Here is a 16,616-nt window from a genome sequence, read left to right on the forward strand (position 1 = left end):
AACCGGTTTTCCCTGTACCTCACTTACTTGAAAAGTGCTGTAACTTGCAAAACTGACATCAATTACATAATTCTTTTAATTTTTTTGATTGAGTTTGCAAGTAATTGTGGATATGGTTGCATCCTTTCCCCAACAACCCCTGAAAACTAAGATCTGACACATTCCATAGCAAAACAACTCGCTCTGCCCCGGCAGAGGCTAACCATTTGCTATCGGGAGTGAAATTCACCGCATACACTGCCGCAGTATGTCCACTCAGGGAGGTGATTAACGTTCCATCCCGTTGCCAAAGCTTTATTATCCCATCCATACTCGCAGAGGCGATCTTTTTTCCATCAGGACTAAAGCTGGCATCAAGCACCTTAGCAGTGTGTCCGCTCAGTGTGGTGATTAACCTTCCATCTCGGTGCCAAAGTTTGAGTGTCTGGTCATCACTAGCAGTAACGATCCTGGTTCCATCAGGACTAAAACTAACAGACCGAATTACACTTGTATGTCCTGTCAGTGTTCTGAGTTGTTGCCCCCTAGAACTCCACAATTTTACGGTTGTGTCATCACCAGCAGTGGCAATTGTTTGTCCATCAGGGCTAAAAGCCACACTCAATACTCTATTTTTGTGTTCTTTTAGGGTGATCGGTTCTTTACCTTTCAAACTCCAAAGTATTGCGGTTCCATCAGCACTCGCAGAGGCAAGTGTCTGTCCCTCACGACTGAAGTTAACAGATCTGACCTGATCTTGATGCCTTTTCAGTGTTCTCTGGAGTTGCCCATCTAGACCCCAAATCTTGATTGTGTTATCATCGCTGCCACTAGCAATCGTGTTTCCATCAGGACTAAAGCTAACGGCATTCACCTTACTGTTGTCTACTTTCAGATTCAAAAGTAGCTTAGCTTCTCGATTCCATATCTTCACTCTTCCATCAGATCCTGCACTGGCAATCCGTTTACCATCTGGGCTAAATTGAACCGAATTCACCTCTGTCTGATGTCCAAACAAAACAGTTAACCAGTTTCGATCGATCTGCCAAAGCTTCGTGATGTTATCGTTACCTACAGTTGCCAGCGTCTTTCCATCTGGACTAAAAGTAACACAGGAAATGGGCCCGTTATGACCTACCCAAGTATCCAGTAATCTGCCATCTTGTGCCCGTAGTCTTACGGTTCCATCTTTACTGCCAGAAGCAATGGTTTGTCCATCTCGACTGACACTCACGCTCCATACCTCTCCTAGATATGGAATAGTCTTTATAGTCTTTAAAGGTTGCCCCTCTCGACTCCATATCTGGACTTTTTCATCTTGGCTACTCGTAGCAAAAATCTGACCGTCACCACTGAAACCTACATTTACAAAAGGCTGAGAGGGGTTGGTGAGAGTCTTGATTAGAGTCTTGCCATCCCGACTCCACAGTTTTACGATTTTATCATCACTGACTGTGATAATCCGATCGCCTTGAGGACTAAAACCCACTTGCCTTACCAAGTCTTGATGTCCTTTAAGGGTACGAATCAATTGACCGTCCAGCCGCCAGAGTTTTACGGTTCGATCGCCACTGGCAGTAGCGATTGTTTTTCCATCTGGACTAAAACTGATACTCATCACCCAATAATTTTTATGAGCATGAATAACCCGTATCAGCTTGCCGTTGCTGTCCCAAAGTCTGACTGTTCCATCTAGACTGCCGGAAGCAATCATCTTCGCATCATGACTAAAACTGACGCTCATCACCGCGTCTGTATGTCCTAACAAAGTTTTGACTAGACTTCCATCCCGTCGCCACAACTTAACTGTGCGATCGTAGCTAGCTGTAGCAAGCATTTGACCATCCGGGCTAAAACTAATATTCTGAACAGTATTTTGATGCCCTTGCAAGCGGTTTTCCTCCCTTACCCAGCTCACAGATTGCGCCAAAGTTGTGAGAACATTAGTCTGGAGTTTTTGGTCTGTGCTGCCCCAAGGTAATTGTTGCAAATGCTTATTAGCTTTCAGTGCATCAATCAGGCCATCAAAAGAATGTCGATTCACCGCGAAATTAGCTTGTGAAGATTTTGTTAAAGCCTCAATTAGTCCTATTTCTGCTTGTCTCCACTGATATCCAGCAAAAACTGCAAATCCACTTAGAGCAAGAATGACTCCAGTCACAGTGGCAACCAAACGACGCTGACTATTTTGCCTTTTTTGCAAACTGCACTGAACAAACTCTGCTTCTACCTGGTTTAACCAATTGTTATCAGGGGAGTTGAGTACATCCTTATTCAATACATCCAAATAGGGATTAGCATTCCAAAGAAACTTTTGCTGTTGCCGATCTTTCCACTCTAAAGCAGCAGGTGTTAAACGGCGCTCCAATCTTAAGTTTTTCTCCTCTTTTACCCAATTCAGCAGCTTTTGCCAACCCCGCACCAAAGCATCATGGGCAGGTTCCACATAGGAATTACCTTCTGCATCTTCTCCTTTCACCAGTAACCGTGCATTGGTAAACCGCTCAATTACGGCTTTAACTAAATAGTTTTTCTGTGGCGGATATTCTAATTCCGATAACGGGACTTGTCTGCGGGCTAATTCACCCCCACCCAGGGCTACCATCCGCAGCATTACATGACGGATAACTTGGCTATAAGCTGGATTTTCTTGAACTAGCGCCTGATATTCCTCATCAGCTCTTTGAGTCAGCGATTGTATTACTCCCCCCAAAGCTTGATAATCTGCTTGAGTCAGCGCCCGATCGATGGTTATCCCTCCATTTTCTGCATCCCATTGTCGCTTCAAATACTTGAGATAAAGTTCGCTCAAGCCAAAAGAAAGCAGTGGCAATGCTCCCGGCATATCCGCCACTTCATCAATTAATTGTTCTACTAAATCGTGGGGTTGAAAATACATTACCCGTGCTTCGGCTGGCTTTTCAATTGCTTCCCGCAGTTCGGCTCGTGTCATAGCAGGTACAATAAATCGTCCGTTGATCCAACGATTTTTAAGCTCAGTATCAGTGTTTCCCACTTCTTTTTTAAGGACTATGGGGAAAAACTTTAAGCCAGCATCTCTGACTTGGGGTTCAAAGTCAGAACGTATGCTTAACACTACCCGTAGATGCCGATGGGCATCAATTGCTGTAAGTATTTGTTGGAAAAATTCCTTGCGCTCATCGTCATTTTGACAGAGTGTAATTATTTCTTCGCTTTGATCTACAAAAATTAATAAATGCGAATTGGCATGACTTTTCGCCCAAACAGCAACACTTTGAGTCAGAGTATTTTGTTGATTTTGTAATTCAATTTTAGGTAAGTGGGCATCAACAAGGGCATTATTTAGGGATTGTAAAGGTGTTTCTCCGGGACGTATCGGTGACAATATACACCATTGCTCGCTAGTTGCTTTTTTTAACTTGGGAATTAATCCGGCTTTTACCAAACTGGATTTACCAGAACCCGAAGCACCTAGTATCACGGTTAGAGGATGAGTTTTAACAAAATTTTGTAACTTTTCTATTAGTTCGCTTCTACCGAAAAATAGTTTGCTGTGTTCCTCTTCAAAGGCTAACAAGCCGCGATAGGGATTTTTGGATTCATCTAAGGGTGGTGCTGGAGGTAGATTTAGCGCGTGTCCTGGTGTCAGGAAAATATACTCACCCTTGTCGTGTTTGTTGAGGGCATGAATCCCTGGCGTCTGGCGGATGGCACGTGCTTCTGTGGCAATTTCAACACGATCGCGCAAATACACATAGAGATCGGTTGCCGTAATTACACCATCCCCGGCTGGCTTACCGGGTTCGGCTGGTGGAAAGGCATCGGCTTTACCCTCAAGTGCTTCTATCAACGCACAGGCAAAGGGTGAATGGCTTCCGATTTGTCCGCGATCGTCTTTCAGGTTAAAAGCATCCAGTGCAGTTTGGTCATGGGAAGCCGAAGTAAGGACTTGCCATGCGGGGTCTTGAATGAAGCGATCGTAGCGTTCTTTGTGGATCGTACCCTGTTCCATCGGAATCGCTTTGCGCGTACTCGACCAGCGAAAAGCACCCGCAAAGCAACAGTCGAGAATTCCCAAGAAATGGCGGCAGGGAAGCTGAAGTAGGGCTTGATTTACGTCTGACATCCGCAGGTAAGTGCTAACATTGCCAAACTTAGCGTTTTGAGGAACCAGATAGCCTTCGGGGCCATCCTCGCCGTTGAGGGCAATCCCATGTCCCGCAAAGTAGAAGAGGAAGCGATCGCCAGCCTGAATTTTTTGCGGCAGTTCTGTTTCTAGTTCCTGCCGCAACTGGCTGAGGGTAGCTTCACGATCCAGAAGCAGAGTGACGGTGTAATCATGCTCGGTTTCGAGAAGTTGGGCGATTTCTGTTGCGTCACTGACAGCAGTTTTGAGTGAAGAGATGCCGTTGCCGTAGTCGTTAATACCAATAACCAGAGCATAGCTATTTGTGAATTGTGACATATAACCCATCCAAACGATTTGTAAGAGTTTGTAGGGGTTGACCCCCGTGCTACCCTGTGTCCTCTGGGGCGATTCGCTTACGCCATAGCTTCGCTTCACGCAGGGGGATTGCCCCCTTCTATAAAACATCTATCGTAGGATCGCGATCTGGATCTCCTTCGTTGTCCACTCTTGACTCGGATCGAATATCGGTACTGCTGGTCTCGATCGGAATGGAGGTTCGCCAACATCAGCACCAACCGCTGCCAAAAGTCTCCCAAGAGGACTATTGTCACGATCGAAGAGTTGTGCCTTTGGCGCAATTTCTTCATCAAGTGAGGGTAACTCCAGCCAACGAAAATCGTTCTTCCCGATAGTCGCAAAAACTTTCAGCGTTTCCCTGGCTTGGTTGTATCTCTGCGTATCAGGTAGCTCAAAGTTCAGTGCCTCCAAAATTACGTCATTGGGATTGAGTGGGTAAAAAGAGCTTTCTTGATTTCGGATCTTCAGGCGAGAAACTGCCCAATTTGCTTGGAGATTCAGCACTGTAACGTTTAAAACATGAGGCGAAATATTTTTGATTCGCAAAAATGTAGATTCACCCGATTTCACAACTAAATTAGTTGGATCGGTAAATGACTGCGGTTTTTTAGGCATCCCTGGTCGCCAGTTTGGTTGTGTGAGTAATTCCACTTCTAGCTGATTAGTCAACTCAGAAAATTGATTGCTCAACTCCTGAATGGCCTGATATTTTGCCAAATGTACCAGACGCTGTACTACCTGTTGCGGAGCCTCAGAATTCTGAATCTTCAGGGCAGGTAGCAGGTTTTCAAGGGGCGTGCCAACGCAAATCTCATACTCACCGAGTTGATTAACCGCAACTAGATAATCTTCCTTTTGTTGTGCATCCGCCAGCTTCAACCAGCCATTTCCTGCCAATGCTTCCTTAACTGCCTTCAGTGCCTCATCCTCCTTGTCCTTAATAACTTGAGGCAGTTCATTGTCTTTCTCACCAACCTCTTTTTTGAAAAGGCGTACTCCCCGTACCAAATCGACAGGGGCTGACAGCATCACTGCCTGAGCGCCTGACTCAATCTTGTCCTCACGCAGAACCTCAATCACATCTGCCCAGGCATCAGAAGCACCAACTTTGGAAATTTCAACGATCGCCAATTGCTTATTTTTATGGGTAAAATCTGTCGTGCCAAACGCATAGATTGCGAAACGATAACCTGGACTGAGACCGTGTGCCATCCCCGCATTCAGCCGAACTTGCTTGACGACTTTCTTCGGTTCTGAGTCTGCCTCTGTTACCTCTTCCTCAATTACCTCAAGCACGTTGACGGCATATTGTAAAGATCCGCGCTCAACTCCGAAGACAAAGCGCTCGCTCTCGCCCACGAGCATTGGCATCTGAGGGAACTTGCTTGGAATTTTCGCACTGACGCGATCGTGCAATGTTTTGTACGTCAATCCTGAAGGGCTACTGGTTAACGTATCGATCATCCAGTACGTCAGCGCCCCATGTCGCTCCTTACCACTCACCGCATACTCGTAGGCATACTCGCTAGGACGACAAGCAGCTAGCAACACGTAATCTCTAGGTTGAGGAAGCCAGTGCCCGGGGGTAATACTTGCAGGAATTCCATCAGTCAGAGCGTGCCAGTTTTCGATCAGCTCTTGTCGCTGGGCAACCAAGCTTTCGGAGTCTCGTGGTGCTGTATCGGTTTCTCCAGTACCTCGAATTGCAACATCGTCGCCTCTAGTTGCTTCTCCAGAGTGGCAGCTATCCAAGACAAGCGTGACAATCAACCCTTTGTCCGTCATCCGCTTCAGCAGTGTAGCCAATTCCACATCCCGCAGGTAGCGCCCAGATTCGTTGCCAATATCTATTGGCACAATTCCCTCATCGAGTTGGTCCTTCCCCTTCAATTCTGGATAGATGGTTGTCGTCCGTCCTCCATGTCCAGAATAGTGAATGTAAACCTGCTCTCCCGGCTGAGCTAGTTCTGTAATAGCCTTAAACTTCGCCACAATATTTTCATAAGTTGGTTCCGGGTTTTTGGTTTCGATTATTTCAGCGACTTCAGGATTCGGAGAAGTCAGCTTGAAAATCCGTTCGGATGGAATCTTCAGTGTCTCGGAGAGGTAGCTTGCTACAAGGTTAATGTCACGCACGGCTCCTTTAAGATTCTTGTACAACCGATTGGGTAGGTAGTAGTCAATACCTATTAATAAGGCGTAAAAATTCAGTGTTTGATCGGGTTGGTCAGCCATTTTTACCTCATCACTCCAGCATCTGTATTTAACTCAGAGAGTTGATGTATCAGCAGAGTTATGGAGCCGTAAGTTATAGCTCTTCAGAAAACTCTGCCAATTCAGCAACCTATTCTTCAGCTCAATATTTTGTTAAGTCGATGGCGAACACCTCAAGCCATTTGTTCGCGGGTTTTGACAGCGACAATGCCGTCTGGCTTTAAACCCTTCTTCTGCTGAAATTCCTTGACGGCTTTATCTGTTGCTGGTCCAAATTCACCATCAGCCCCAACTACAATCCCAGCCTTTTTCAAGCCTTCCTGAAGCTTGAGTACATCCGAGCCTTCCATTCGGGGCACCGCCAAGCGCAAGGTTCTGGGTTTGTCATTCCACGGCGCTTTAGGAAACCCTGGAGCAGGAGAGAGATTAAGTGCATTCTCGGTTTGAGGACCAAAACCGCCATCTTCGCTAATCCTTTCATTAGGATGATTCTGATTCCAAAGCTGCTGAAATGCGAGTATTGATTTGCTGCGAAGATCGATCGTGCCGCCGCCTTGGTAGTCGAAGTGAGGTGGGTCGCCTGGTAATGGATTCCAGCCATACCGCATTAAATAAACTTCCCAGCCTGTTGCATCTTCAATGTCGATCGCTAACCCAGTTTGGTGGTTGCTGGCTCCCGGTGGAGCTACAGGATTAGAGTTGTTGAAGCGATCGTTATACAGCAACATTTGCTGAGCGATCGTGCGGTAAGCAGAGTTGATCTGCATCGTTTGGCCTCGATCTTGAATCGCTCTCTGAAGTGCGTGTTTTGCCGGGCTTTGTACATAGGGAAAGGCTGCATCCAGCAAGTCTACATTGAGGTCATCAAAACTGACAAAGGCATCTGGCATCATCAGTTGCAGTTGATAAATTAACTGCTGAGATAAGCCATTTACCACCGCAGTCGAAGACATGGGTGCATCTTGGAGTAATCCGGGGAAACTGCCTCTAATTTCCAACCGATCCCGTTCGACAAATTCTTCACAGGCTTCGACAATTACAGGTTGATTAAATAGAATATTGCTTGAGTCAGTCATAGTTTTTTTCTAGAATTAGTTTGAATTTGGTCATTTCTAGACGCACAACTCTATCTAGAGAGTGTTATTCTTAAACCTGGGTTCCACGAAGCGTGTAAAAAATGTTGGATTGCGTCATTCCCCATTTTTACAAAATCGATTTTATATTGCCACTTTTTTCCGAGTTTCAGAACCTACCACACCATCGGCAGTTAGCACTTTTTGCTCCTGAAACTGCCTCACTGCCTTGTCAGTATCATTACCAAATACTCCATCAGCTTCTATATTGATTCCGGCTGCTTTCAAAGCTTTCTGTACTTGACGAACATCCTCACCTTGCATCATGGGTTCGGTGAGTTTCAAGGTGCGAGGTGCTTCTGCGATTGTTTCCCCTGTTGCTTCTTCGCCTGTTCCTTCATAGGTTAAGAATGACTGCCAGGGTTTTCCCAAAAACAGCGATCGTTCAGCCAATCGTCGGCGTGTCAGCCCTAGCCAGGGTTCACCATTTACCTTATTCCACACAGGAAACTGATTAGCTGCTCCTTGATAATTTCTCTCGTTCAAAAGCCTCAGAAGAGTTGAATCTCCAAAACCTCCTGGCCCCACGTTGAAGCAGACACAAACCAGTGCAGAAAACTGATTGTCATTGAGCTGAACTTCCACGGCATCCTCAACAAAGGATTCAAATTTTTCTAAATCTATCCTCAGTAATTCTTCTGCCTGTGTTTGGCTAATCGTCAGCCCGGGAAAAACATCGTTGCCAGTGTGTCCGTAACCAATTGTCCAAACTCCACCGCCGTCATCATAAGCAGTTAGCTCACATCCTTCAAACGTAGTGAGAAGCTTAAAGCCTTCTCCATTGATTTGCTTTGAACCTCTGCGTTCTGCCACATCAGGCGGTTGTTCGTCGGGAGGATTAATGTTGTATGTTTTAGCTACGCTGAACTTTAAAGCATCGATTAATGCTTTTACTTGCCCATTTGTATCCGTGACTTTAACGGCTAGGTCGTCTTTTATTTCGTACACGCGACCATCGCCGAAGATTTCAAGTGATCTTGGCATTTTAGTTTTTTCTTTTGAAAAGGTAGATTAGCTCGAAAGACGCATCCTGAAGATCCCGATCGCCAAACTTTTGCCTGCCTCTCACAACCTGTGAAAAGAGTTTATCAATTCATACTTGTTATCAAAAATCTTTCTTCGATCGGTGATTTCACTGATTACGTCTGTCCCAAAGTAAGTTCCGGGATTTTCTCGAACCTTTACAAAAGTTTATTTTTGGCGATCGAGAGCGGTGTGCTGCTTATTCTATTTAATGATCGCGATCGCCCAATTCCACCACTATCAAATTACACTTATGAGTCCTGGACGTATCAACTAACCAACGAGCATAGTTGAAACCCACATTCAGCAGCCGCGACGGGCCGCGTACAGTACCCCGTGCGGATAGAAGTGACTAAGGAGAGACAGTAGTTAGTAAAAATACTTAATAATTTGTATCAGTAAGCATAACCCTGTTGGGAATGGGAGCCGAAACAGCTCTCGATTCCAGTCCCCCCCAACGGTTTTGACCCAATGAGTTAGAAGAGTGGGTTTGCGACTGTGGGAGTGGGGGCGTGAGCTTACTCGTGACGATGTGACAAAGGCTTTAGTTTTGTGGAATTTAGCAGCAGGGCGGACAGTCACAGCCGCCGCCCCTAGGGAAACCCGGTTTTGGTTGATCAATTAATCTTAGCTTCAACGCTAGATTTTTCAGATGCCGCAGGTTCCTTTATCTCTGAAATCGCCTTTCGGCTGAAGATTTGGAAGTAGAGGGAAACAAAAAACTCTTTGACTGGAAAAATGATAAAAGTCAAAGGATTAATTGTGACGATGATATTGCGCGCATCGGCTTTAGCTTGTTTGACAATTTGCTGCGCTACCCAGTCAGGAGACAGGATGCCGACCGGGTTTAAGTTGCTTTTAAACGGCCCTAAAATCAGTTTGCGAACGATGCAGGGTGCGTCTAACCGGCGCAGGGTGACTAAATCTCCCAGGGCGCGTTTGCTGAGTTCGTAGAGGGGACTGACAGCGGGAATTACTTCTGCTTCGGAAGTGTTGATCCAGACTTCTTTGCAAGCGATGTTTTCGTTAGTGCGGACTGTTAAGAAAAAGAGTTCCATCAGCCGCCACGCAGAAAAAGTGTTAATTTCGTAGGAGTTTGCGATCGCCTCTCCTGTTCTTTCTCCGTGTACATTAATCCCGTGATTGATGACGAGAATATCAATTTTTTCTAACAATAGGGCTAAGTCTGCCTCTTGGCCAGCTTGCCAAGTTACGGTTTTTACAGGTAAATTTTCGCCGTCTACATCCAAAGTAATTTCCTCATTTCCAGAGGAGAGGGCGATCACTTTTGCACCAGCTTTGTGCAGGTGTTTGAGTAGCGAACGACCTAAAGTTCCCGATGCACCGGTGACGGCTACAGTTTTGCCTTTGAGAGAAAGTGCTGTACCCATAAGTTTATCTATTAAGGTGAAAGTACCGCAATAGTAAGCATTTTGATTGTCGAAGTGATGCCGCCAGTGATAAGGTTTATTAACTAACCACTTGCCAGGGGGAGTAAGGAAGTCTCCCGGTTGGTGGGTGATGTCGGTTAATTCGTCTGCGCCTTTGATGCCGCACGCGCGGGCGATCGCGCTCAACAAAAAGCCTAAAGTATAAATACAACCCGCTGCTGCGCCCCAGTGATATTCCGGCAGCCCAAAATAAGCTACAACCCACAGCAACAAGCCCAAAACCATCATCGCCGCACCTTCGGGCACGTCGTGACGCCAGTGTGCTTGCTTGTAAATTGTCTCGCTGACGGCTGTCAAATTCGGGCGGAAAACGCGGTGATGCCAAGTGTGCAGCTTTTGCAGGGGTGCCCAATAATGGGACACGACGTGATAAAAGTCTCGTATTATTTCTGCCCAGCAGACAGAAGTTATTGCCACAGCGCCGACTATCCAGTAATTTACCATGCTCGCACCAGTTTGAAATTTGAGATATTAGATATTGTCTGCTTTGAAAGATAACTCAAAATGGCTTTTATTGCTAGTCTGGCAGTTGACTCAGGCGTTTTAAAATTTGCAAAACGCGGTACAATTCATTGCCGGGATTGGAAATAACAAATTCAGCCGATCGCGCATACTGGGGAGTTTCCCCTCTGACTAACTTAACAAAATTGAAGTTAGCACCTGTGGAAATCATCCCAAAAGTAGGAGTTTCTGAGTTGGGATCGGCCAGCATATATGTCAGGAGTTGTGCGAGTGCTTCGTCAGTGGAGAAAGCAAGTTGTTTGGATTCAATTACTGTCACCCACAAGTTTGCTTTCATAATTAGGATATCTATTCTGCCTTCGATGATTCTGCCTTCGTCTTCCTCTTGAATGGATCTAGACTTTTCGGCTTTGACTTGAAAAGGAGACTCATACAGACCGGCAATAAACAAAATGGGGCTGATGATTGTTAGCTTGACTGCATTTTCCAATACAGGCGGGGTGTCTACCAAGTTGAAGTATATGTCTTGGACGCGATCGAGCAATTGTTTTTCTGACTCTGTTACTTCGGGTAAGTTTTCTTGCCATTCTGGAAAAAATTCGGTGTTGCGAACTCGCTGCAAGCCGAAGTTATCGATTAGATAGCGGAGGTTGATGTCTCTTGATTGAATTTTTTGCATTATCTTATCAGAATTTATATGGTTGTCAATAAATTTAGCATAATTGGATTTTTAACCGCAGATGAACGCAAATGAACGCAGATGAAATTCCGAGTAAGTTAATTTTGCTGAGATGTGTGTTCATGGGGATTTTTGATCGGCAATTCGCTGTTTTTGTCCAGCTTGCATTTGCAACAATTGCGGCACGGTTACAAAACGATATCCCTGCTGTTTGAGTTTGGGAATAATTGCAGATAGTGCCTCGACTGTTTGCTGGCGATTGCCACCGCCGTCGTGCAACAATACGATCGCCCCCGATGTCGCTTGGGATAGCACGGTAAGAGCGATCGCAGCGGCCGGAGGTTGCAGAAAGTCTTTAGGGTCGATCGACCACATCACCACTACATAATTCTTCTTTTGAGCGTAAGCTGCTAAACCGTTATTTAAGCGGCCGCCGGGCGGGCGAAACAAGAAACTTTTTGCCCCAGTCGATCGATAAATATGAATGCCAGTATTATCTATTTCATCTGAGGCTGTTTTTTCGGTAACATTGTGAGAATAGTGATGCCAAGTATGGTTGCCGATCGCATTTCCCGCTTGCACAACTCTTTTCGCAATTTCTGGATACTCCCGCAAATTTGCACCCAAGCAGAAAAATGTGCCCACAACTTGATGTTTGTGCAAAACTTCTAATATTTTCAAAGTTTCAGGCGAAGGGCCATCGTCAAATGTCAGGGCGATAACTTTTGAGTTGTTAATACTGGCTTTATAAACTATTTGGCTGTGAAATTGTGCGGGCGGTGCGAAGACTAAAGGTTGTTCGGGAGGTTTGGGAGAGGGAGTTGCGGAGAGAGAAGGGGGTGTTTTTAGTTTTGGGGGTTTCAGCAGGTTTGGCGGGGGATTTTCAACGGGTGCGATCGGTATTAGCGGATTTGAATTGGCGGTTTTTCTGTTTTCCGACAACAGAGAAATTGTGATGCTCAATCCGATAAGTATAACGGTTTTAATAACCCGTTTTTTATTGCCTTTGCGACTCATCCGGTATAGGATTTATTTTGAACAATCTCATTATGCCTGATTGTTCTGCTAGCTTAAAAGGTTGGTAAATTATTTTTTTTTGCAAAACGTTGATCGCACTAAAGCTAGACTTAGGCAGAAACCGGGTTTTTTTAGGCAAATCAATCGTGGCTAGCCACCCTTTCCGCTATCAAAACCCGGTTTCTTAATAAAAAATCTACACTTTCTGGCTCTTTTCGCGACAATAAAACAACGTGATGACACCCTATCTGTCAAGGACTATCTACAATCGGCAAGTTTGCCGCGCCCTTTCATCCTCCGGTTCTTGCCACCCAAAAGCAAAATGACTCACCGCATTAATTTGCGGCGTCGCCGAGCGAATGGCCCGCATTTGAATCTCCAAAGACGGCCGATTTCTGAGAGGTTTTCCCCAATCTCCAGCAATGGCAGGAATAATTTTTGCTCCCGCAGGCGCTAAACTCACTGTTCGCTGCACCTGTGGCACAATGCAGCTTACATCCCCACAATTTCCGTAAGACATGGCGTGGAATTCCACAGCAGCCGGAAAGCTGTCCCAAGGCTGCAATCTCGAATCATATCCCCCTTCATTTATCGTTTGATTTGCAGTGGGAAAAAACACTGCTCCTACAGGAATTCCCATCCTTTGAGCTGGTTGAATAGCTATTCCTAAAAAATCTAAAATCCCTTGGACTGCGTGAGCAACGCTCAGTTTCCAGAGGTCTTTTTGCAGAATGCCGGTATCGGGAAGTGGCGGTGTCGGTTTTGATGTGGGAGTTGCAGGGTTTGGCTTATTAGCGGCGGGAGTTGTTGAGGCCGATCTTGATGCGGCATTCTCTCTTCTTGAAGGTGGAGTTGCTACTGACATCGCCTGCGGAATTCGCCCCTGCCAAAGAGGTTCTCGCTCTGTTGGATACTGTTTGACTACTGCTTGAACGTCATTAGGATTGATAAATCCCTTAGTCAAATATCGCTGAATTAAATCTCGCCCTTGCTGATTGTTAGCCCGCTGCAAAAGAACTTGCTGCGATGCTGGGCCGTAAATCCACAAGTCTTGAACTTTGGTAGCCACTGAAGCGGGTCCGACGCCCCGTAGATAGCGAATGTAGTCGAATAACATTCCTTGCGGCTTGCGCTTGACTATTTGATTTACTAACAAAGTATAGTCTTGCCGTGCTTGTGGGTTGTACGGATCTATAAAGGCTTGATTGCCCGGCACTTCTCCGAAGTCCTCGTTAATTGCTGCGCCTTCAGTTACTGTTAAACTTGTCTGATTTTTACCGTTGATAGCGAGGGTTTGCTGTCTGTCGGGACGCTGAGCATAGGTATACCCAAAGTTCATGCTAAACAACCAGGCATAAACTTTTAAACCTCGTTGTTTACCTTTGGCGATCGCCTTTTCTAACAAATCGTATTTCTCGTAACCGCGATTTCTCAAAACAGAAGGCCAAGCTGTCGGATTGTCTGCGACTGGTAGCAGCACTTGACCATCGTAAAACACTTCGACATAGACTTGGTTGTAGCCTTTATTCACAACTTTGTCTAATACTCGATCGAGTTCTCCGGGTCTGACATCGCAGGGATACAAACGCAGCCAAACTGCTTGGGTTTCCGGCCAAGTTTTTTGGCGACATTCTGCTATTTCTCGCGCGTGTTTGTTCAAAACAGCAAAATATGCTTGCTGAGATTCCGGTTTTCCCGACAGCGCGGCGCGGCGCAAGTCTTCTTTTTGATTGACCTGTTCTTGGGATAATTGGCAGTAGGCTGATGTTTGGGCAAAAGCTGGTTGATTTCCGATAAACGGCCAAACAAGCTGGCTGATGAAGCTACTGGTTAAAACAGCAGTTACCGCACTTAAAAAGCGTCGCTGGTGTTGAAAATTCGCGATGCGAGTTGGTGCAATTTTCATGGGAGAATTGAATGGGGTTTTCTGGTTTAAATTGGGTGGCGATCGCATTTTTGCGATCGCGCTCAACAAGCAGCTACAAATTTTCTACTTTTTCGCTTGACTTAGTTATGGCACAAGTCGATCGCACAATGCAAATTCTATCTGGCGGCTATTTAAATCGAACCAGGGCGATCGGGCAAGATAAGACTCGGTGATTCAAGCGCTGCTATGTTATACAAACTTTCCTCTGCCTAAGTGTTGGCGCGCAGGCACGCGCCTTCGGGTACTCAAAAATAAAGGGGGTAAAAAGCCCGGATTTGATATCATATCCTGTTCGATTTTTCAGTATTTTTTCCCTAAATTCTGCATAAAAAAGCGCCTGGATACAGTGGGCGCTAAAAGCAGTTGATATTTCTACTAAAAATTGTTAACACTCAAATATCAAGGATGAAAGATGAATTATTAAAATTTATCCTTGATCCTAAATTTTGAGATTAAGCTCCTCTGTTAAGAGCAGCTTCAATCTGCTGAAATTCTGACTCAAGACGCTTTTTCAATTTTTCAGGAACGGGACGGTTGGGATAGGAACTGTAATGTCCTGCCAAAGAGTTTAATGCCGTCCGCATTGTCGTGAAAGATGCCAGCTTGGTAAGAGCGGGATCGCGGCGATATGCAGCAAAAAAATCGTTGATACTTGTGCGAGCAGCGGCTTGAGCGGCGGCTTTTTCGGGCGCGCCCTCGGGCAAAGTGAGCGCTGTTCTCAAGCTCTTCACTAATGCTAATGTGTCTTGGCCATAATCTCCACTCAGAGTGGCCGGAACATTGGTACAGCCCGCTACGCCGATGACAACAACTAATACCAGGGCTAACAGACGGGAAATGTAATGCTTCATAAGGTTTAGAAAAATGGAAGCGAAAACGGCAATCAAAATTAACCTTTATCCTATCTCGAATTGAGTTAATAATGCCAATTTTTCATTTTTTTGTACCATTACCATGAAACAGAAAGTTTGTCAATCTAAAATCTAAAATCTAAAATCTAAAATCGATTGATTTGTCCAGCAACGACGGAGAGAATTTGAGTTTGTCGCAGCCACTGAGCATCAAAAGCGCCTAGGTGAGTTGTAGTAATCAGAGTTTGAAATCGTTCTTGAATTGTTTCTAAAAGTTGATTTTGGCGGCTCAGATCGAGTTCTGCAAGTACGTCGTCGAGCAATAGTAAAGGCGCTTCACCGACGACTTCTTCAATAAGCTGCAGTTCGGCTAATTTTAATGCTAATACCAGAGTTCGCTGCTGACCTTGGGATGCGTATTGACGAGCTGGGGTATTGTTAATGGTAAATGTAATGTCGTCGCGATGGGGGCCGACTAAAGTGGTTCCTTGAAACTGTTCTGCGATCGCCCTTTTTTGAATTTTCTCTAAAAATGCTTGTCGCACTCCTTCGAGATTATCTTTAGCGATTAATTCCGCGCCTACTTCAATATTAGCATCGTATTTCACATCTAAAACTTCGCCTGAACCGCTAATTGAACGGTGCCAATTTCGAGCTAAAGGCATCAATCGCTCCAAAATTCGATCGCGCCTGCGGATGACGCGAGCGCCCGCTGTCGCCAACTGCGCGTCCCACAAAGCTAGTTCCGAACGGGGAATGGGGAATTGCGAGTTAGGAATTGGGAATGGGGAATTGGGGAGGGGTAAGTCTTCTGTATTTTCCGGTTCGGGACTTTCGGGTGCAACAAATGGCATCTTGTCAAAACTGTGGGAAAATTCCGCTTTCCTGATTTCTTTAGAACGTTTCAACAGAGCGTTTCGCTGGCGCAAAATTTGGTTGTACTGCTGCAAGATGTGAGCGTAAATCGGTTCTAATTGGATGACTAGGCGATCGATCCAATTGCGCCTTCCTTCGGGCCCGCCGCGCACTAAGTCCAAATCCAAACAAGAAAATTGCACTACATTTAAGACACTCAAAAAGTCTAAATGGCGGCGCAGCGGTTCACCATTGAGCTTCAGTGTTCGACGCGCCCCAGAGCGAAGAGTTAAAGCTAAGTCGATTGCTCCGGTTTGACGTTCGAGTGTAGCATCAATTTGCCCGATCGGCTTTGAGTCGAGTATTAAATCGCGATCGCGCCCTACCCGGTGGCTTTTTAATGTAGAAAGCAACTCGACGGCTTCTAACAAGTTAGATTTTCCTTGCGCGTTATTTCCTACTAAAATGGTTTTGGGAGCGTCAAACGCTACCTTTTGATCAAAGTAGTTCCGAAACTGCCGTAGGTGCAGCGTTTTCAAATACATAATATTAGTAAT

Annotated in this window: 11 protein-coding genes; 1 reads left to right on the forward strand and 10 read right to left on the reverse strand. The window is 45.5% G+C overall.

Annotated elements, in window-relative coordinates:
• Nucleotides 1-58: 58 nt before the first annotated feature.
• From D0A34_14180 to D0A34_14215, 8 genes are all read right to left on the reverse strand, one after another.
• Nucleotides 59-4,426 carry a hypothetical protein gene (locus D0A34_14180; GenBank protein UNU19868.1) on the reverse strand — a complete coding sequence of 1,456 codons (4,368 nt, stop codon included), beginning with the start codon at nucleotides 4,424-4,426 and terminating at the stop codon, nucleotides 59-61.
• A 129-nt stretch (nucleotides 4,427-4,555) separates the two neighbouring features.
• A complete protein-coding gene (locus D0A34_14185) occupies nucleotides 4,556-6,682 on the reverse strand; it encodes a caspase family protein (protein ID UNU19869.1) in 2,127 nt (708 codons plus the stop codon).
• Nucleotides 6,683-6,834: 152 nt separating this feature from the next.
• A complete protein-coding gene (locus D0A34_14190; GenBank protein ID UNU22297.1) occupies nucleotides 6,835-7,551 on the reverse strand; it encodes a peptidoglycan-binding protein in 717 nt (238 codons plus the stop codon).
• 327 nt (nucleotides 7,552-7,878) lie between these two features.
• Nucleotides 7,879-8,778 carry a hypothetical protein gene (locus tag D0A34_14195; GenBank protein ID UNU19870.1) on the reverse strand — a complete coding sequence of 300 codons (900 nt, stop codon included), beginning with the start codon at nucleotides 8,776-8,778 and terminating at the stop codon, nucleotides 7,879-7,881.
• Between the two features lie 656 nt (nucleotides 8,779-9,434).
• Nucleotides 9,435-10,712 carry a bifunctional sterol desaturase/short chain dehydrogenase gene (locus tag D0A34_14200; GenBank protein ID UNU19871.1) on the reverse strand — a complete coding sequence of 426 codons (1,278 nt, stop codon included), beginning with the start codon at nucleotides 10,710-10,712 and terminating at the stop codon, nucleotides 9,435-9,437.
• Between the two features lie 73 nt (nucleotides 10,713-10,785).
• Complete coding sequence (locus D0A34_14205; GenBank protein UNU19872.1) at nucleotides 10,786-11,412, reverse strand: restriction endonuclease subunit R; 627 nt, start codon at nucleotides 11,410-11,412, stop codon at nucleotides 10,786-10,788.
• Nucleotides 11,413-11,529: 117 nt separating this feature from the next.
• Nucleotides 11,530-12,426, reverse strand: a complete 897-nt coding sequence (locus D0A34_14210; GenBank protein UNU19873.1) for a polysaccharide deacetylase family protein — start codon at nucleotides 12,424-12,426, stop codon at nucleotides 11,530-11,532.
• Nucleotides 12,427-12,688: 262 nt separating this feature from the next.
• Nucleotides 12,689-14,332, reverse strand: a complete 1,644-nt coding sequence (locus D0A34_14215; GenBank protein UNU19874.1) for a hypothetical protein — start codon at nucleotides 14,330-14,332, stop codon at nucleotides 12,689-12,691.
• Nucleotides 14,333-14,343: 11 nt separating this feature from the next.
• On the opposite strand from D0A34_14215, the gene D0A34_14220 reads away from it, so the two are divergent.
• Nucleotides 14,344-14,526 (forward strand): hypothetical protein, encoded by a 183-nt coding sequence (locus D0A34_14220; GenBank protein UNU19875.1) that lies wholly within the window; start codon nucleotides 14,344-14,346, stop codon nucleotides 14,524-14,526.
• 279 nt (nucleotides 14,527-14,805) lie between these two features.
• On the opposite strand, the gene psb27 is transcribed toward D0A34_14220, so the two are convergent.
• Nucleotides 14,806-15,204, reverse strand: a complete 399-nt coding sequence (gene psb27, locus D0A34_14225; protein ID UNU19876.1) for a photosystem II protein Psb27 — start codon at nucleotides 15,202-15,204, stop codon at nucleotides 14,806-14,808.
• Between the two features lie 146 nt (nucleotides 15,205-15,350).
• Nucleotides 15,351-16,604, reverse strand: coding sequence for a DNA replication/repair protein RecF (locus D0A34_14230; GenBank protein UNU19877.1), 1,254 nt, complete (start codon nucleotides 16,602-16,604; stop codon nucleotides 15,351-15,353).
• Nucleotides 16,605-16,616: the final 12 nt, after the last annotated feature.

The organism is Microcoleus vaginatus PCC 9802, assembly GCA_022701275.1.
In the GTDB taxonomy this organism is placed as follows: domain Bacteria; phylum Cyanobacteriota; class Cyanobacteriia; order Cyanobacteriales; family Microcoleaceae; genus Microcoleus; species Microcoleus vaginatus_A.